Raw genomic sequence first — 17,932 nt, forward strand, 5'->3', positions numbered from 1 at the left:
CGTGGAGGTGCTGCACGGGCCGATCCGGGACTACGCGTGGGGGTCCCGGTCGGCGCTCGCCCGCCTGCAGGGGCGTCCGGTGCCCAGTGCCGGTCCTGAGGCGGAGCTGTGGTTGGGCGCCCATCCCGGTGCGCCGGCCGAGGTGGAGCGGGACGGCGTCCGGGTCAGCCTGGGCGAGCTGCTGGTGGCCGAGCCGACGTACTGGCTGGACAGCGAGGGGGTACGGCGGTTCGGCACCCGGCTGCCGTTCCTGCTCAAGGTGCTGGCCGCGGCGGCGCCGTTGAGCCTGCAGGCGCACCCGGACGCGGCACAGGCCCGGGCCGGGTACGCCGCCGAGGCCGGGCGGGCCGACGGGCCGCGCAACTACGTCGACCCGTACCACAAGCCGGAGCTGCTGGTCGCGCTCTCGCCCTTCGAGGCGCTCTGCGGGTTCCGTGATCCGCGGGTCTCCGCCGAGGTGCTCGCCGCTTTCGGCGTACCGGCGTTGGCTCCGGTCGTCGCCGCCCTGCGGGACGGGCCGGACGGGCTGCGTACGGCCGTACGCACGTTGTTGACCTGGCCGGACCGGCAGCGGGCGGCCCTGGTGGCGGCGGTGCTCGCGGCGCCGGTGGCCGGCCCGGACGCCGAGCTGGCCCGGGACCTGGCGGCCGACTACCCGGCCGACCCGGGGGTGCTGGTGGCGCTGCTGCTCAACCATGTCCGGCTGGCGCCGGGGGAGGCGATCTGGATGCCCGCCGGCAACCTGCACGCCTACCTGCGCGGCTGCGGGGTGGAGATCATGGCGGCCAGTGACAACGTGTTGCGGGGTGGGCTGACCCCGAAGCGGGTGGACGTCGACGAGCTGGTCCGGGTGCTCCGGTTCGAGGTGCTCGACGAGCCGGTGCTGGCGCCCCGGCCGGTCTCGCCGGGGGTGTCGACGTGGCCGGTGCCGGTGGACGACTTCGCGTTGCACCGGGTCGAGGTCGCAGCCGCGGTGCCGACGGTCCGCCTGCCGGTGCCGGGGCCACGGGTGGTGCTCTGCGTCGCGGGGGAGTTGCGGGTGGACGACGGGGCCGGGTCGGTCGGGCTGCGTACCGGTCAGGCCGCGGTGGGGCCGGCGGTGGCCGGACCGCTGGTGGTGCACGGCACCGGTGAGGCGTTCGTCGCAACCGCCGGTTGACCGCGGCACGGGGTGCCGGGCGGGGGTCGGCGGAGATCGCCCGACACGCATATCCGAAATTTCCGGAATGAGTTGACTCGGCGGGCACCGGGTGCGAACCTATGGGTGCGCAGCGTTATCGCGACGATGGTCCGAGAGCGTGCGGGGAACCAAACCGGGGGGATGCACGGGGCGGCCGGCTTCTGGACGGGAGATCCGTTCGACGCCGACCGCCCCGTGCGCTGTCCGCCGTCCGCGTATGGTGGAGGGTCGGTCAGCACATCGTTCGACAGGAGACTTCATGACCAGCACCCTCCCGGCCGCCACCACCGGCGGTCAGACCGAGGTTCGGCCGAGCACCCTCGCCGACGGCGACTACCGGGTGGCGGATCTGTCGCTCGCCGAGTTCGGGCGCAAGGAGATCCGGCTCGCCGAGCACGAGATGCCGGGCCTGATGGCCATCCGGCGGGAGTTCGCCGACGCGCAGCCCCTGGCCGGGGCGCGGATCACCGGTTCGCTGCACATGACCATCCAGACCGCCGTGCTGATCGAGACCCTGGTCGCGCTCGGTGCGCAGGTGCGCTGGGCCTCGTGCAACATCTTCTCCACCCAGGACCACGCCGCCGCCGCGGTCGTGGTCGGCCCGACCGGCACCCCCGAGGCCCCCGCCGGCGTGCCGGTGTACGCCTGGAAGGGCGAGAGCCTCCAGGAGTACTGGTGGTGCACCGAGCAGGTTCTCGACTGGCCCGGTGGGGCCGGCCCGAACATGATCCTCGACGACGGCGGTGACGCCACCCTGCTGGTGCACAAGGGCGCGGAGTTCGAGTCCGCCGGGGCCGTTCCGCCGGTGGAGTCCGCCGACTCCGAGGAGTTCGCGGTCATCCTGGAGGTGCTGCACCGCAGCCTCGCCCAGGACAACCAGCGGTGGACCCGGATCGCGGCCGGCATCAAGGGCGTGACCGAGGAGACCACCACCGGTGTGCACCGGCTCTACGAGATGCACCGGGCCGGCACCCTGCTCTTCCCGGCGATCAACGTCAACGACTCGGTGACCAAGAGCAAGTTCGACAACAAGTACGGCTGCCGGCACTCGCTTATCGACGGCATCAACCGCGCCACCGACGTGCTGATCGGCGGCAAGATGGCCGTCGTCATGGGCTACGGCGACGTGGGCAAGGGCTGCGCCGAGTCGCTGCGTGGCCAGGGCGCCCGGGTCGTGGTGACCGAGGTCGACCCGATCTGCGCTCTCCAGGCGGCGATGGACGGCTACCAGGTCGCCACCCTGGAGGACGTGGTCGAGACCGCAGACATCTTCATCACCGCGACCGGCTGCTACGACGTCATCACCAACGAGCACATGGCCCGGATGAAGCACCAGGCCATCGTGGGCAACATCGGCCACTTCGACAACGAGATCGACATGGCCGGCCTGGCCAAGCGCTCCGACGTGACCCGGGAGAACATCAAGCCGCAGGTCGACGTCTGGCGCTTCGCCGACGGGCACGCCATCATCGTGCTCTCCGAGGGCCGCCTGCTGAACCTGGGCAACGCCACCGGGCACCCGAGCTTCGTCATGTCGAACTCGTTCGCCAACCAGACGATCGCCCAGATCGAGCTGTTCACCAAGACCGACGAGTACCCGACCGGCGTCTACGTGCTGCCCAAGCACCTCGACGAGAAGGTCGCCCGGCTGCACCTGGACGCCCTCGGCGCGAAGCTGACCACCCTCAGCAAGGAGCAGGCCTCCTACCTGGGTGTCTCGCCCGACGGCCCGTTCAAGCCGGAGCACTACCGCTACTGAACCCCGGGTTCCGCTCCACCGACGCACGGGCCGGCCGACCACTGCCGGCCCGTGCGTCGCGTCCATAGGCGGCCCGGGCGTCGGTCAGCGGCCCGTGCGTGCGTAGGTCAGGGGTGCCCGTGCGTAGGTCAGGGGCCCCGGCGGCGGGCGGGGCGTACCCAGGTCCAGACGCACCAGGCGAGCCAGGTCAGCGAGACGACCATGGCCAGCGGACGCAGCCGCAGCGCACTGAGTAGCAGTACCACGGCGAGTACGGCCAGCCAGGGGAGGAATGCCTTCACGCCGGCCATTGTCCGCTGTCGCCGGGCCACCCGCCAGGGGCGGACCCGCCGGGCCGGCGTACGGTGTCGGCTCGTCGACTCACCCGGCGTGATGATCGCGGGTCGGGTGTCGGATGACGGCTTCGCGCAGTACCGTGCCGGGTGACGTAAACACATCGACCTGAACAGGGATGGGACCATAACCCCCATGAGAGCCCGGGTACTGGTGGTTGACGACGACCCCGCGCTCGCCGAGATGCTCGGCATCGTGCTGCGCAGCGAGGGTTTCCAGCCCTCCTTCGTCGCCGACGGAGAACGGGCACTGGCGGCGTTCCGTGAGAACCGTCCCGACATCGTGCTGTTGGACCTGATGCTGCCCGGAATGAGCGGTATCGACGTGGCACGGGCCATCCGGGGTGAATCGGGCGTACCGATCGTGATGCTGACCGCGAAGAGCGACACCGTCGACGTGGTGCTCGGGCTGGAGTCCGGCGCGGACGACTACGTGGTGAAGCCGTTCAAGCCCAAGGAGCTGGTCGCCCGGATGCGGGCCCGGTTGCGCCGGGGCGAGGACGCGGCCCCGGAGCTGCTCACCATCGGGCCGCCCGGCAACCAGATCACCATCGACGTGCCGGCGCACACCGTCAGCCGCAACGGTGAGGAGGTGAAGCTGACGCCGCTGGAGTTCGACCTGCTGGTCGCGCTGGCCCGCAAGCCGCGTCAGGTCTTCACCCGGGAGGTGCTGCTGGAGCAGGTCTGGGGCTACCGGCACGCCGCCGACACCCGCCTGGTCAACGTGCACGTGCAGCGGCTCCGGGCCAAGATCGAGCCGGATCCGGAGCGGCCGGAAATCATCCTGACCGTGCGGGGCGTGGGCTACAAGGCGGGCACCGGATAACCTGGTCGGACTGTGACCACCTCCCCGAACGTCACCGGTTCCGCTCCGCCTCCCCGCCGGCGCACCGCCGCGCGGGAGCTGTGGCACGGCCTGGCCGGGTGGTCCGTCCGGTTCGTGGGCGGTCTGCGCCAGACCTGGCGGCGGTCGCTGCAGGTCCGGGTGGTCAGCATCACGTTGGTCGTCTCCAGCCTGCTGGTCGGCGGGTTCGCCTACCTCATCGCCGACAAGATCACCAACATCCTGGTGGAGAACGCCAAGGCCGACGTGCTGATGCGGCTGCAGAGCGGCAGCGACTACGCGGCCAAGCAGCTCAGCTTCTACAGCACGCCGCAGGAGGCGCAGCTCCAGGAGACGATCGAGGGCACGGTCAACTACCTGGCCGGTGGCGACCCGCAGCAGACCAACGGGGTGCTGGTCGCGCTCACCGCCGACCGGTACACCGGCATCATCGAGCCGCGCAGCTCCTCCGACGTCAACTACCGTCCGTTGATCAGCCCGGAGCTGGGCGCGGCCGTGGCCGACGGCAACGTCGCCCACCAGATCCGCAGCGGCCGGCTCACCGACCAGCGCAGCAAGTACCTGGTCTACGGCTCGCCGGTGCCCACCAAGTTCGGGCAGTTGGAGCTCTACTACCTCGTCCCGCTGGACCGGCAGGACGCCACCGCCGCCGACGCCCGGGCCACCGTGGCGGCCACCGGGGTCGCCCTGGTGCTCCTGCTCGGCCTGCTGGCCGCCCTGGTCACCCGGTTGGTGGTACGCCCGGTCCGGGTGGCCGCGCGCACCGCCCAGCGGCTCTCCGCGGGCCTGCTCGACCAGCGGATGGTGGTCAACGGGGAGGACGACCTGGCGTTGCTGGCCGCCTCGTTCAACCAGATGGCGACCAACCTCCAGCGGCAGATCCTGCGGCTGGAGGAGATGTCCCGGTTGCAGCGCCGGTTCACCTCGGACGTCTCCCACGAGCTGCGTACCCCGTTGACCACGGTCCGGATGGCCGCCGACCTGATCTTCGCCGAGCGCGACGAGTTCGACCCGGCGGTGGCCCGTAGCGCCGAGCTGCTCCAGGCCGAGCTGGACCGGTTCGAGGAGTTGCTCACCGACCTGCTGGAGATCAGCCGGTTCGACGCCGGTTTCGCGATGCTGGACGCCGAGCCGACCGACCTGGTGCCGATGGTGCACCGGGTCGCCGACCGGCTGGCCGGGCTCGGCGAGCGGGTGGGCGTGACGATCGAGCTGGACCTGCCGGCCACGCCGGTGATCGCCGAGGTCGATCCACGCCGGGTCGAGCGGGTGCTGCGCAACCTGGTGGGCAACGCCGTGGAGCACGGTGAGGGTCGACCGGTGCTGATCACGCTGGGCATCGACCAGACCACGGTGGCGGTCACCGTCCGCGACCACGGGGTGGGCCTCAAGCCGGGCGAGGAGAAGCTGGTCTTCAACCGGTTCTGGCGGGCGGACCCGTCCCGGGCCCGGCAGACCGGTGGCACCGGGCTCGGCCTGTCGATCAGTCTGGAGGACGCCCGGCTGCACGGCGGCTGGCTGGAGGCCTGGGGAGCGCCCGGTCAGGGGGCCCAGTTCCGGCTGACCCTGCCGGCGCGGGCCGGTGACCGGTTGACCACCTCCCCGCTGCGGTTGGTGCCCGCCGACGCCGCGCTGCCCTTCGGCGGTCCGGTGGAGAGCGGGGCGCTGGCCATCGGCCCGGGACCGGGTGGCACGCTGGCCATCGGCCCCGCGCCCGCCGGCACGGGCGACCGGGCGGAGGTGGGGTCGTGACCGGACGGGTGGCGCGGGCGGGGGCTGGCGCGGCGCGCGGCCCCGTCGCGCGGGTGCTGACCGCCGGGCTGGTCGTGCTGCTGGCGGCCGTCGCAGCGACGGGCTGCGGGATTCCGCACGAGTCCGACGTCCAGGTGGACCAGCGGGGGCCGTCGGTGGTGTCCGGCTCGTCCAGCCTGCGTCGGGACGAGCCACCGAACCGCACCGCCGCCGGCACCGACCCGGACGCCTTCGTCCGTAACTTCCTCGCCGCGGCGGCCGGTGAGCCGGACCGGGCGTACCAGCGGGTCAAGCAGTTCATCGACCCGGCTGAGCGGGACCGGCTCCAGGAGAAGCAGGGCAGCGAGATCGGGCTGACCGTGGTCCGGCTGAAGGACGAGCCGGTGATCACCACGGACGTGGAGAGCACCAAGATCAGAATCGCGGTGCAGCAGATCGGCCTGCTGCGTGCCAACGGCACCCTGGTGCCCCCGGTGGCCACCGAGACCGAGTACCGGTTCGAGGTCGACACCGGCGAGCGCGAGGAGAGTTCCGGCCTGTACGTCCGGGAGCCACCGAACGTGCTGCTGCTCAGCGACACCGCGTTGCGCGAGTTCTACCAGGCCGAGACGATCTACTTCTGGAGTTCCGACCGCACCCGGTTGGTGCCCGACCAGCGTTACCTGCCGCTCTCGGCGCCCGACGAGCGGCGGGTCACCGACGTGGTGCGGTGGCTGACCGCCGGCCCGTCGGACTGGCTCGGGTCCGGCGTCAGCCGCCTGCCCGACGGCACCAGCCTGATCAACAACGCCACCGAGTCGGACGGCCGGTGGGAGGTCAACCTGAACATGACCGGCGAGGACGACAACCGGCTGGACCAGTTCGCCACCCAGCTCGCCTGGTCGTTGCCGGAGTTGCAGGGTTCGCTGGAGCTGAAGATCCGCAACCAGTCGCGCCGGATCATCGACAGCCTCCGCGAGCACCGGATCGCCAACCCGGCCTACCGGATCAGCAACAGCCCGCAACGGTTCTGCGTCTACGACGGCGCTATCCAGCCCCTGGCGTTCGCCGGTGAGCCGGTCGGCACGGTGCCGGTCAGCGCCGGTGACAACCAGCGGGTGGTCTCGGCGGCGGTGACCCGGGCCGGGGAGAAGATCCTCGCCGCGCTGGTCGTCACCGCGACCGAGCGGCGGCAGCAGTTGGCCGTCGGCACCGGCCCCGACCCGGTGAAGGTCTCCGCCACCAGCGACGCGTACGCCTCGATTGGCCGGCCGGTCTGGTTGCGTTCGGCCGACCCGGTCCGGCCGCAGGGGCTGACGGTGGCCGACGGCGAGCTGTACCGGTTCGGCGCGGACGCCCGGCTGGTACGGGTGCCGCTGCTCAACGTGGCCGGCCCGGTGACCGCGGTGGCCGCCGCCCTGGACGGTCACCGGATCGCGGTGATCGCCGGTGGTGCGCTCCACGTGGCCGCGGTGAACCTCGACGGCGGTCAGCTCAACCCGGGCCCGGCCCGTCGGGTGGTCACCTCGTTGACCAACCTGACCGCAGTGGACTGGGGCGGCGAGAACACCCTGATCGTGGCCGGTTCCGGCGGCCGGCCGGCGATCCACGACATCAGCGTCGACGGTGCCCTGGAGACGCCGCGCAACACCGACGTCGGCGCCCAGGTGACTCACCTGGCGGCGTACCCGGCCAACTCGGTCGTCTCGCTCTCCACCGGAACGCTCATGTACGAGGCCAACGGGGTGGCGTACCGCAGCAACCCGTTCGAGCGGATCCGGCAGGACCAGGTGCTGTTCACCCCGCCGCCGGGGCAGGACCGGGCGGGCAACCCGACCGCACCCTTCTTCTTCTACTGACCGCCGTGCCCGATCCCGGTGGACTGTGGGCGGACCTCACCGATCTGGTGCTGCCCACCGAGTGCGCCGGTTGCCGGCAGCGGGTGGCGGGGCTGCGTCACGGCCTCTGCGCCGGTTGTGTGGCCGTCCTGCGCGCCCTGCGACCCCGTCCGGCGCTGCCCACTCCGGCGCCGGCCGGGCTGCCGCCCTGTGTGGCGCTCGGGGCGTACTCGGGGGTGTTGCGGCAGACGCTGCTGGCGTACAAGGAACGGGGTAGACACGGGCTGGCCCGGCCGCTGGGCGCGCTGCTGGCCGAGGTGGTCGTGGCGGCGGTGGGTCCGGTCCGGCCGGTACTGCTGATCGGGGTGCCGGACACCGCGGCGGCGGCTCGGTCCCGCTACGGCGACCACCTGGACCGGTTGACCCGGCACGCCGCACGCCGGCTGCGGGCGGGCGGCTGGCCGGTACGGGTGCTGCGACCGGTGCGGGCGCTGCCCCGACCGGACTCGGTGGCGCTGGACAGCGCCGGTCGGGCGCGGGCGGCCGAGGCGGCGTTCCGGCTGCGTGCCGGACGGTTCCCCGCCGCCCCGCCCACCCAGGCGGTGGTGCTGCTCGACGACATCGTCACCACCGGGGTCACCCTGGCCGGGCTGGCCCGGGTGCTGACCGTCACCGGCCTGTCGCCGTCGGTGGCGGTGGTACTCGCCGCGACCCGGAAAAGACGCACCCCGTAACCCTCCGTGTTTCCGTTTCACCCGAAGGTGTCCGAGGTGTGAAAAGTTTTTGGCCGCGGTGACAACAGGGGGTGACGGCCGGGCGAGGAAGAGTTAGCGTTTCGGTGTCCGGGGTAGGGATGTCCGCATACCCGCCCCGGCGGTGAAAGGAGGCGTAGCCGTACTGACCGGTCGACGCCGAACGGGATCTCCCCGGCTGACGGCTCGACCGGAACTTCGGATCGAACGACCATCCGTACGAGGAGGTCAGATGGACATCGTTGTCAAGGGCCGTAACGTCGAGGTGCCGGACCACTACCGGGTCCACGTCGCCGAGAAACTCGCCAAGATCGAGCGCTACGACCACAAACTCATCCGGGTCGACGTCGAGCTGTTCCACGAGCGCAATCCCCGCCAGGCCGACCACTGCCAGCGGGTCGAGATCACCTGTGTCTCCCGAGGACCGGTGGTACGCGCCGAGGCCTGCACGAACGACTTCTACAGCGCGCTCGACGCGGCCATCGCCAAGCTGGACACCCGGTTCCGCCGGGCCGCCGACCGGCGGCGGGTCCACCGGGGACGGCACGCGCCGATCTCCGTCGCCGCCGCCACCGCGGGACTCCCCGTGGCGGAGCGGGGCGACACCCCGTTGACCGCCGCCGTCGCCGCCCGTAACGGCTCCTCGACCGCCCTCGCCGAACGCGAGGACGAGTCGGACTACGAGTACGACGACCAGCCCTGGCACATCGCGCGGGAGAAGATCCACCCCGCCGAGCCGATGACCGTCGACGACGCCCTCTTCCAGATGGAACTGGTCGGCCACGACTTCTACCTGTTCCAGGACAAGGAGTCCGGCCGGCCGAGCGTCGTCTACCGGCGACACGCCTACGACTACGGCATCATCTCCCTCGACACGTAGGATCATCCCCGCCACGCGAGTGACCGGGCGGTGCGGTGGACGACCCTCCACCGCGCCGCCCGGGCCGGCTCAGGTCAGCTCCGGCGGCAGCAGCGCGAACGTCAGGTCGTCGAGCCGGCCACCGGCCAGCCCCGGCAGCCGGGCCCGCAGCAGCGCCTCCCGGTGGAAGCCCACCCGCTGCAACACCCGGTGCGAGGCGGTGTTGTCGGGCACCGTACCGGCCCCGATCCGGGCCACCCCGACCGAGTCGAACGCCCAGCGGGCGAGCAGCCGGACCGCCCGGGTGGCGAGGCCGCGGCCCCGGAAGGCGGGGGAGAGCGCGTACCCGATGGTGGCGTGACCGGTCCCGGGCTCGGGGTAGCCGAGCCCGCAACTGCCGGCGAAGGCCCCCGAGGCGGCGTCGACGATGGCCAACCGGGCGGTCTCGCCTACCAGCCAGGCGCTCTCGGCCAGCCGGCACCGGGTTTCGATGGCCGAGGGCTCGGGTGGCACCGGTGGGGCCTGGTTCGCCACCACCTCCGGGCGGCTGTGCAGGGCGTACATCTCGTCCACGTCGCCCGGGGCGATCCGGCGCAGCAGCACCACGCCGTCGGTGAGCCGGTCGTCGGGCAGGTCGGGCAGGACCCGGGGGGTCGGTTCGTCGGGATCGTCGGCCAGGCGTACCCAGGCCAGCAGGTCGCGCCGCCCACCACCGGGTAGCGGCGCGGCGGCCCGGCGTACCCCCTCGGGTCGGAAGCCGGCGGCCAGCGCCACCCGCTGGCTGGCCGTGTTCTCGGCGTCGGTGAGCAGCTCCAGCCGGGCGGCCCCGGCCCCGAAGGCCTGCCGGGCCAGCAGCCGGGTGGCGGCGGTCGCCACGCCCCGCCGGCGGGCCCAGGGCGCCACCCAGTAGCCGATCTCGCCCTGCTGGCGCGCGGGCACCGGGTTGTTCACCCCCACCGCACCGAGCAGCCGGTCGGTCCCGGCGTCCGCGATGGCGTACCCGACCCCGCCGCCGGCCCGGGCCGCCGGAGCGCCCTCGGTGATCCACCAGCGGGCGTCGGCCTCGGTGTACGGCGCGGGCAGGCCGGGCAGCCACCGCCGGATCGACGCATCGGCGCAGGCGGTGGCCAGGTCATCGGTGTCGTCGACCCGGAACTCCCGCAGCCGGACCGGGTCGCCCTCGACGGTGCCCGGGTACCCGCTCACTGCAGGTCCTCGGGGAGCAGCGCGGCGACCAGGCAGTCCACCCGTTGCCCCCGGTGGTTCAACCCGGCCCGGGTGACGCCCTCGACGGTGAACCCGGCCTTCTCGGCCACCCGCCGGGAGGAGGTGTTGCCGACCAGCGCCCGCCACTCGACGCGGGCCAGGCCCAACGTGGTGAAACCCCAGGCGGCCAGGGCGGTCAGCGCGGCCGGCTGGTAACCCCGGCCCCGGGCGTGCGGCGCGGTCATGAAGCCCACGTCGGCCAGGAGCGGGTCGGTGGCCGACAACCGCAGGTCGACCGAGCCGACGTACCGGTCGGCCGGGTCGGCGAGCACGTAACGGGCGTTGGTCCCGGCCGCCCAGTCGTGCCGGCAGAGCCGTCGGTACGACTCGGCGTCGGCGCGCCGGTACGGCTCGGGCACCGTGCTCCAGCGGATGGTCTCCGGGTCCCGGCAGGTGGCCACGACGGCGTCGGAGTCGCGCTCCTCCATCGCCCGTAGCCGCAGCTCGGTGCCGCCGACGGTGGCGAAGAGGACCGGCTGGGCCCGGCCGAAGACGGCGGCCCGCCGCGCCGGCAGGGTGCCGGGGCCGGCCGGTCCGGTCTCGCCGGGGGCCGGCACCTCGCCGGGCAGCAGCGAGCCGATCCAGCCGTCGCCGGTGCCCCCCGGAGTCGGATCGGCCAGCCGCAGCTGCCCGGAGACCCGGACCCCGGCGCGCAGCGCGACCAGCCGGGAGGCGTGGTTGCCCAGCTCCGCCTGCCAGATCAACCGCCGCAGCCGCAGCTGCGTGAACGCCCAGCGGGCCACCGCCCGCAGGGCCCGGACCGCGACCCCCTGGCCCCGGGCCCAGGGCGCGGTCCAGTACCCCACCTCGGCGGAGCGCAGCCGGTCGTCGATGGCCACCAGCCCACAGGAGCCGAGCAGCTCACCACTTGCCGCGTCGCAGACCGCGAAGGGCGCGCCGGTGCCGCCCTCCCACGCCGCGGGGGCCAGCTCGGTGACGAAGGAGAGCGCGTCGACCAGCCGGTAGGGGCGGGCCACCCCGGACCAGCGCGCAAGGTCCGGGTCCTGGCAGGCGCGGTGCACCGCGTCGGCGTCCCCGGCCCGCCACGGGCGCAGCAGCAGGCCGTCCTCGGCGATCCGCACGGGCTCCATGCGGGCAATCGTGCCGGATCGTTCGCGCTGGGCGTAACCGGATTTCCGGTCGCCGGGCGGCAGGTGCGGGAAATATGTCGGCTTCGGCGCGTTCCAGGGCCGCCACCAGTGACCAACACCCCGACGGAGCGCCTACGATGGGTCGAGACTGTCTAGGGGAGCGTTGATCCGTGTCGATTCTGGAAAAGGTCCTCCGCGCCGGTGAGGGCCGTATGGTGCGCCGGCTCAAGGCCATCGCCGCCGCTGTCAACTCGATCGAGGACGACTACGTCGACCTCACCGACGAGGAGCTGCGCGGCATGACCGACCAGTTCCGGGAGCGGATCGCCGACGGTGAGAGCCTCGACGACCTGCTGCCGGAGGCCTTCGCGGTGGCCCGGGAGGCGGCCGCCCGGGTGCTCGGTCAACGACCGTACGACGTCCAGGTGATGGGCGGCGCGGCGCTGCACTTCGGCAACATCGCCGAGATGAAGACCGGTGAGGGCAAGACCCTGACCTCGGTCATGGCGGTGTACCTCAACGCGCTGTCCGGCAAGGGCGTGCACGTGATCACGGTCAACGACTACCTCGCCCAGCGGGACGCGGCGTGGATGGGTCGGGTGCACGAGTTCCTCGGGCTCACCGTGGGCGTGGTCCTGCCGAACCGCCCCTCCAGCGAGCACCGCGCGGCGTACGAGTGCGACATCACCTACGGCACCAACAACGAGTTCGGCTTCGACTACCTGCGCGACAACATGGCGTGGTCGAAGGAGGAGCTGGTCCAGCGCGGCCACAACTTCGCCGTGGTCGACGAGGTGGACTCGATCCTGATCGACGAGGCCCGGACCCCGCTGATCATCTCCGGTCCGGCCGAGCACTCCGCCCGCTGGTACGGCGAGTTCGCCGGCGTGGTGGCCCGCCTCCAGTCCGGCAAGGACGGCGCGGGGGACTACGAGGTCGACTACGCCAAGCGGACCATCGCGGTCACCGAGCGGGGCGTGGCCAAGGTGGAGGACCGGCTCGGCATCGACAACCTGTACGAGTCGGTGAACACCCCGCTGGTCGGCTACCTCAACAACGCCATCAAGGCCAAGGAGCTGTACAAGCGGGACAAGGACTACATCGTCAGCGACGGCGAGGTCCTGATCGTCGACGAGTTCACCGGCCGGATCCTGCACGGCCGCCGGTACAACGAGGGCATGCACCAGGCGATCGAGGCCAAGGAGGGGGTGGAGATCAAGCAGGAGAACCAGACCCTGGCCACCATCACCCTGCAGAACTACTTCCGCCTCTACTCGAAGCTCTCCGGCATGACCGGTACCGCCCAGACCGAGGCCGGTGAGTTCAACAAGGTCTACAAGGTGGGCGTGGTGACCATCCCCACGCACCGGCCGATGGTCCGCGAGGACCGCGCCGACGTGATCTACAAGACCGAGAAGGCCAAGTTCAACGCGGTCATCGAGGACATCGCCGAGCGACACGTGCAGGGCCAGCCGGTGCTGGTCGGCACGGTCTCGGTGGAGAACTCCGAGATCCTCTCCCAGCTGCTGCGCAAGCGGGGCATCCCGCACTCGGTGCTGAACGCGAAGTTCCACGCCCGGGAGGCGGAGATCGTCGCCCAGGCCGGCCGCAAGGGCGCGGTCACCGTCGCCACCAACATGGCCGGCCGGGGCACCGACATCCTGCTCGGCGGCAACGCCGAGTACCTCGCCGCCAGCGAGCTGCGCCAGCGTGGCCTCGACCCGGAGGAGCAGCCCGAGGAGTACGCCAAGGCGATGGAGGAGGTCCTGCCCACCTGGAAGCAGGCCTGTGACGCCGAGGCGGACGAGGTGGCCGCCGTCGGTGGCCTCTACGTGCTGGGCACCGAGCGGCACGAGTCCCGCCGGATCGACAACCAGCTGCGCGGTCGTTCCGGCCGGCAGGGCGACCCGGGGGAGTCCCGCTTCTACCTGTCCCTGCAGGACGAGCTGATGAAGCGCTTCCGGGCCGGCGCGGTCGAGGCGGTGATGGAGCGCTTCAACATCCCCGAGGACGTGCCCATCGAGTCGAAGATGGTCACCCGCCAGATCAAGAGCGCGCAGGCCCAGATCGAGGGCCAGAACGCCGAGATCCGCAAGAACGTCCTCAAGTACGACGAGGTGATGAACAAGCAGCGCCAGGTGATCTACGCCGAGCGGCTGCGGGTGCTCAACGGCGAGGACCTCTCCGACCAGGTCCGCAACATGATCAACGACACCATCGAGGCGTACGTGCGGGGGGCCACCGCCGACGGGTACGCCGAGGACTGGGACCTGGAGCAGCTCTGGACCAGCCTGAAGCAGCTCTACCCGGTGGGCGTGACCATCGAGGACCTGGAGGAGGAGGCCGGCGGCTCCCGGGCCGGGCTCGACGGCGACTTCCTGGTCGCCCGGCTCAAGGAGGACGCCAACGCCGCGTACGACCGGCGGGAGGCCGACCTCGGCGAGGAGGGTGCCCGCCAGTTGGAGCGGATGGTGCTGCTCCAGGTCATCGACCGCAAGTGGCGTGAGCACCTCTACGAGATGGACTACCTCCAGGAGGGCATCAGCCTGCGCGCCTACGCCCAGCGCGACCCGGTCGTGGAGTACCAGCGCGAGGGCTTCGACATGTTCGCCACCATGATGGAGGGCATCAAGGAGGAGACGGTCGGCTTCCTCTACAACCTGGAGGTCCAGGTCACCGAGCCCGAGCCGGCGGCCGAGGAGGTCAAGCTCCTGGAGAAGCCGGTCGAGATCAAGGCCAAGGGCCTGGGTCGGGCACCCCAGCAGCAGGGCCTGCAGTACTCCGCACCCACCATCGACGGTGAGGCCGGTGCCGGTGCGGTGGTCGTCGAGCGGCCCGAGGAGGAGGCCCCGGCGCTGGGCATCGGCCGGTCCAGCTCGTCCGGTGGCGCGCAGTCCGGGTCGCCCCGTCCCGGCGCGCAGTCGGGCCCGGGATCACCGCGTCCCGCCGCCCAGGACAACGGCCAGCAGCGCCCGCCCGCCGCCCTGCGTGGCCCGGCGGTGGCGTCGAACGTGGCCCGGCGGAACGCGCCGGGCCAGGCGGAGGCCGCCGGCGGACCGTCCCGTAACGCGCCCTGCCCGTGCGGGTCGGGTCGCAAGTACAAGCGCTGCCACGGATCGCCCAACGGCGGCGCCTGAGCCGCCAGCACGCTCCTGACCGGCGACCCCGGCATCCCCACGCTCGTGGTGGATGCCGGGGTCTCGGCTTGTCGGGGCGTCGTGGCTCAGCCCCCGGCTAGAGCACCTGGATGGTGGTGCAGAGCCAGCTGCCCCGCCGGTGCTCCAGGCGCAGCGCCATCGCCCAGGAGCGGCCGGTGGGGGTGCCGAGGACGGCGGCCACCTCCACCGCCCCGGCCCTCGGCTCGCAGACCCGTAGCCGACGCAGCCGTACCGTCGGCCGGGTCGACCGGCGGCGTACCGGGCCGGACCGGGCGACCCCCCGGGCCAACTGCTCGGTCACCTCGGCGACGGCGTCCGGAGCGGCCAGCGGTCGGATCTGCCCCGGCGGACGGTAGCCGTTGAGGATCTCCAGGCAGGTGGTCACGAACCGGTGGGCAGCCCGACCGGCCTCCGGGCTGGTGCCGCCGCCGGGCAGCCGGGGCCCGGTAGTGGGTGGCCGCTGCTCGGGACGGGTCGGCGTGGGCCGGGGATCCCGCTGTCGGGTGTTCGGCCGGCCAGGGTGGGCCCGGGCCGGGTCGAAGAGGTCGAGCGCGAGCTGAAGGCTGGGCGGCCGGGGCCAGAGATCGGCCGGGTCGTCGGTGAAGGGCGGGTCGAGCGACGGGACCGGGCGTAGCCGGAACGGTGGACGCGCCGACGTGGGACGGCGAGTGTCGACCATCGCGAACCCTTCGTTTGGTTTCGTTTGCCTCCGATTGCCTTCAGTCTCCGGCACGACAGTGTCCATCGTCAATGGTGGGACGACTACTCGGGGTCACGTTCGGCGAGTGGGTTCTCCCGTACCCACTCGGCGGTCTCGGTGTACTTGAGCTGGATGTACTCCTCCAGCCGGGCCCGCTCCACCCGCCACTGTCCCCGGCCGCCGATCTTGATTGCGGGCAGTTCGCCGCTGCGCACCATGTGGTAGACCTGCGAGTCCGACACGTTCAGCTCGGCGGCCACGTCGGAGAGCAGCAGGAACCTGGGCTCCACCGGCACCCCCAAGGCTCGACTACGTTTGCCTAAGCTTGCCACCGATCGCCTCGTCGCCCCGCCCGCCCCGCACGGCGGTCGCGGGTAGCCACGTTCGTGGCCCGACGGCCCGACGGCTCGGCGAGGTCGCGACGTCCTCGTTCCCGCCTGGCGCTCGGGGTGGCATGATCGGCGCTCGGGGTCGGCTTGGTCCGACGCGACAGTACGGGTCGGCTTAGGCCGACACGCGACAGTGTGAGGTCGGCCCAGGCCGACACGCGACAGTGTGGGGTCGGCGTGGCCGGCTTGCGACAGTGCGGGGTCGGCAGGGGCCGGCTCGGGTGACGACGGGGGTGGCCGGTGCGCGACGAGCTGATCCGGGTGTACGTGCCGGCGACCGTGCCGATGCTCGCGCGGTTGCGGTCCGAGGGGCTCACCGTGGCCGGGACGGTGCATGCGGTGACCCCCGCCCTGCGGGAGTGGTACGCCGAGGGCGACGAGGAGGAGCTGGAGTACGTCGCCTTCACCCGGGCTGCCCAGGATGCGCTGCCGCTGCTGGGGGCGGACCCGTCCGCGCCACGCCGTCGGGTGGTGGTCTCGGTCGACCTGCCGGCCGCGCAGGTCGGACGGGGTGACCTTGAGCTGGGGTCCAGCATCGTGGCGCTGAACGGCCCCCTGCCGGTGACCGCGGTCGCCGCCCTGCACGTCGACGGTGCCGAGGCGGTCGCCGACGTGACGGCTGCCGTCGAGGCGGTCGACGCGGCACTGGCCGGCGACCCGGACGCCCAGTTCACCGTCGACGGCGTCGAGGACCACGAGCTGGAGTGGTACGCCGTCAGCGAGCTGGACCTGCTGCTGCACGCCGTGGCCTGACCGCCCGCCCCCTGCCCCGCCCTCCGCCTGCCCCGCCCTCCGCCTGACCAGCCCGCCCCCTGCCCCGCCCTCCGCCGGGCTGCCGCAGGGGTGAGAAGGGCTCCCCGCTATACCGAAAGCGTTAACAGGGGGCCCTTCCTTACTCGTTGTCGGTGGGGGGTGGGGTCAGGGTGCGGCCGAAGGCGATGAGCGAGACCAGGGCGCCGACGAAGAGCACCCAGATCCCGTTGTCGATCCGCGAGGTGCCGAGCGAGGTCTGCGCCACCGCGTCCGCGTCGCTCAACGCGCTGGCCAGGTCGAGCAGGGAACGACCACCGATCCGGAGGATCACCTCGGCGGTGAGCAGGAGCAGCCCGGGTCCCGCCCCGGCCAGCAGGTACGCCGGCCAGCGCAGGTCGGCCGCGTCCGGATCACGGCGGGCAGCGTGCCGGCGGGCCCAGCGCAGGTACCCGAAGGCGAGCAGGCCGGCGAGCAGGCCGGCGAGCAGCGACTCGGTGCGCGACACCCAGTTCGCCGCGCTCACCAGGGCCTCCTGGCTGCCACCGTCCCCGCCGTACAGGTCGAACAGGGGGCTCCGGGCGCGGCTGAACGCCACCACGAAGAGCAGGACGCCCAGCCCCGACAGCACGGCGGCACCGACCACCGGGGCGGTCCGGGCGGCGGCCACCGCGCCGCCGATGATCGCCGCCGCCGCGGCGGTGCCGGCGATGACGTTTGTCGTCGCGGTGTCGAGGTAGGTCAGGTTGATCGCCGTCGCGGTGGCCACCCCGACCAGCAGGCCGGTGCCGACCGCGATGAGGAAGCGCAGGGTGGCCCGGTCGGCCGTCCGCCGGGCGAGCAGGTTCGTCGCCGCGAGGGCGACCGCGGCCCCGGCGACCAGCGCCGCCGAGATCACCCCGGGCAGCGCGAAGGCGGAGAGACTGATCGCGGTCGACCCGGCCTCGGCCGAGCCGATCGCGGCCCGGGTCGACCAGAGCATCGCCGCCAGCCACGCGATGCCCAGCACCTCCAGCAGCGCGGCACCCGGGGCGGGCAGCCGCCGGGACGGGGCGTCCGCCGCGGGCTCCTGACCGGCGGTCGGCTGGTCCTCGGCGGTGGTGCGGCCGGGATCGTTGCTCATCGTCTTCCCTTTCGACGGCCGTCCGGCCGGGCCTGAGCGGGTCACCAGCCGTCCAGCGTACGCGTGCCGCCCCCCGGACCTGCGGCCCGCGCTCCCGGCCGGTGGCGCGCAGGTCGGGTCGGCTGCCGGGCGTGGAACAATCGCCGGAGGTCCCGCCGCC

15 protein-coding genes are annotated in these 17,932 nt (G+C 72.6%); 9 read left to right on the forward strand and 6 right to left on the reverse strand.

What is annotated here, in order from left to right; genetic code table 11:
* Position 1 precedes the first annotated feature (1 nt).
* Positions 2–1,159: a mannose-6-phosphate isomerase, class I gene (gene manA, locus GA0070617_RS06630; protein WP_091434932.1), complete on the forward strand. Its 1,158-nt coding sequence runs from the start codon at positions 2–4 to the stop codon at positions 1,157–1,159.
* A gap of 280 nt (positions 1,160–1,439) precedes the next feature.
* Positions 1,440–2,939 (forward strand): adenosylhomocysteinase, encoded by a 1,500-nt coding sequence (gene ahcY, locus GA0070617_RS06635; protein ID WP_091434934.1) that lies wholly within the window; start codon positions 1,440–1,442, stop codon positions 2,937–2,939.
* Positions 2,940–3,067: 128 nt separating this feature from the next.
* Here the strand turns inward: ahcY and GA0070617_RS30420 are convergent, their stop codons facing one another.
* Complete coding sequence (locus GA0070617_RS30420) at positions 3,068–3,220, reverse strand: hypothetical protein (RefSeq protein ID WP_175440454.1); 153 nt, start codon at positions 3,218–3,220, stop codon at positions 3,068–3,070.
* Positions 3,221–3,407: 187 nt separating this feature from the next.
* Here GA0070617_RS30420 and mtrA point away from each other — a divergent pair, with 187 nt between their 5' ends.
* From mtrA to hpf, 5 genes are all read left to right on the forward strand, one after another.
* Positions 3,408–4,097, forward strand: a complete 690-nt coding sequence (gene mtrA, locus GA0070617_RS06640; RefSeq protein ID WP_091434935.1) for an MtrAB system response regulator MtrA — start codon at positions 3,408–3,410, stop codon at positions 4,095–4,097.
* 90 nt (positions 4,098–4,187) lie between these two features.
* On the forward strand, positions 4,188–5,867 hold the full coding sequence (gene mtrB / locus GA0070617_RS06645) for an MtrAB system histidine kinase MtrB (protein WP_091446009.1): 1,680 nt from the start codon (positions 4,188–4,190) through the stop codon (positions 5,865–5,867).
* 53 nt (positions 5,868–5,920) lie between these two features.
* Positions 5,921–7,705 (forward strand): LpqB family beta-propeller domain-containing protein, encoded by a 1,785-nt coding sequence (locus tag GA0070617_RS06650; protein WP_091434937.1) that lies wholly within the window; start codon positions 5,921–5,923, stop codon positions 7,703–7,705.
* A gap of 5 nt (positions 7,706–7,710) precedes the next feature.
* Positions 7,711–8,418 carry a ComF family protein gene (locus GA0070617_RS06655; protein WP_091434939.1) on the forward strand — a complete coding sequence of 236 codons (708 nt, stop codon included), beginning with the start codon at positions 7,711–7,713 and terminating at the stop codon, positions 8,416–8,418.
* A 250-nt stretch (positions 8,419–8,668) separates the two neighbouring features.
* A complete protein-coding gene (gene hpf / locus GA0070617_RS06660) occupies positions 8,669–9,316 on the forward strand; it encodes a ribosome hibernation-promoting factor, HPF/YfiA family (protein WP_091434942.1) in 648 nt (215 codons plus the stop codon).
* Positions 9,317–9,385: 69 nt separating this feature from the next.
* Here hpf and GA0070617_RS06665 read toward each other — a convergent pair whose 3' ends face one another.
* Positions 9,386–10,501, reverse strand: coding sequence for a GNAT family N-acetyltransferase (locus GA0070617_RS06665; protein ID WP_091434944.1), 1,116 nt, complete (start codon positions 10,499–10,501; stop codon positions 9,386–9,388).
* The gene (locus tag GA0070617_RS06670) at positions 10,498–11,652 is read right to left on the reverse strand and encodes a GNAT family N-acetyltransferase (protein WP_091434946.1); all 1,155 of its coding nucleotides are present in this window, start codon (positions 11,650–11,652) and stop codon (positions 10,498–10,500) included. Before GA0070617_RS06670 ends, GA0070617_RS06665 begins: the two co-directional genes overlap by 4 nt.
* A 170-nt stretch (positions 11,653–11,822) precedes the next feature.
* On the opposite strand from GA0070617_RS06670, the gene secA reads away from it, so the two are divergent.
* Positions 11,823–14,789 carry a preprotein translocase subunit SecA gene (secA, locus tag GA0070617_RS06675; RefSeq protein WP_091434949.1) on the forward strand — a complete coding sequence of 989 codons (2,967 nt, stop codon included), beginning with the start codon at positions 11,823–11,825 and terminating at the stop codon, positions 14,787–14,789.
* A gap of 97 nt (positions 14,790–14,886) precedes the next feature.
* Here the strand turns inward: secA and GA0070617_RS06680 are convergent, their stop codons facing one another.
* Positions 14,887–15,489 carry an Rv3235 family protein gene (locus GA0070617_RS06680; protein WP_091434950.1) on the reverse strand — a complete coding sequence of 201 codons (603 nt, stop codon included), beginning with the start codon at positions 15,487–15,489 and terminating at the stop codon, positions 14,887–14,889.
* An 83-nt stretch (positions 15,490–15,572) separates the two neighbouring features.
* Positions 15,573–15,800 (reverse strand): helix-turn-helix domain-containing protein, encoded by a 228-nt coding sequence (locus GA0070617_RS06685; RefSeq protein WP_091446012.1) that lies wholly within the window; start codon positions 15,798–15,800, stop codon positions 15,573–15,575.
* 339 nt (positions 15,801–16,139) lie between these two features.
* On the opposite strand from GA0070617_RS06685, the gene GA0070617_RS06690 reads away from it, so the two are divergent.
* Entirely contained in the window at positions 16,140–16,652 is a 513-nt protein-coding gene (locus GA0070617_RS06690) for a DUF6912 family protein (RefSeq protein ID WP_091434952.1), read from the forward strand.
* Positions 16,653–16,791: 139 nt separating this feature from the next.
* On the opposite strand, the gene GA0070617_RS06695 is transcribed toward GA0070617_RS06690, so the two are convergent.
* Entirely contained in the window at positions 16,792–17,772 is a 981-nt protein-coding gene (locus GA0070617_RS06695) for a hypothetical protein (RefSeq protein ID WP_091434955.1), read from the reverse strand.
* Between the last annotated feature and the right edge of the window lie 160 nt (positions 17,773–17,932).

The organism is Micromonospora yangpuensis (assembly GCF_900091615.1).
Lineage (GTDB): Bacteria > Actinomycetota > Actinomycetes > Mycobacteriales > Micromonosporaceae > Micromonospora > Micromonospora yangpuensis.

What these genes read in the sequence shown, in the direction of transcription:
- hpf (WP_091434942.1), top strand. Translation starts at nt 8,669, where the DNA reads ATGGACATCGTTGTCAAGGGCCGTAACGTCGAGGTGCCGGACCACTAC.
- GA0070617_RS06670 (WP_091434946.1), bottom strand. Translation starts at nt 11,652, where the DNA reads ATGGAGCCCGTGCGGATCGCCGAGGACGGCCTGCTGCTGCGCCCGTGG.
- mtrA (WP_091434935.1), top strand. Translation starts at nt 3,408, where the DNA reads ATGAGAGCCCGGGTACTGGTGGTTGACGACGACCCCGCGCTCGCCGAG.
- GA0070617_RS06680 (WP_091434950.1), bottom strand. Translation starts at nt 15,489, where the DNA reads ATGGTCGACACTCGCCGTCCCACGTCGGCGCGTCCACCGTTCCGGCTA.
- GA0070617_RS06695 (WP_091434955.1), bottom strand. Translation starts at nt 17,772, where the DNA reads ATGAGCAACGATCCCGGCCGCACCACCGCCGAGGACCAGCCGACCGCC.
- ahcY (WP_091434934.1), top strand. Translation starts at nt 1,440, where the DNA reads ATGACCAGCACCCTCCCGGCCGCCACCACCGGCGGTCAGACCGAGGTT.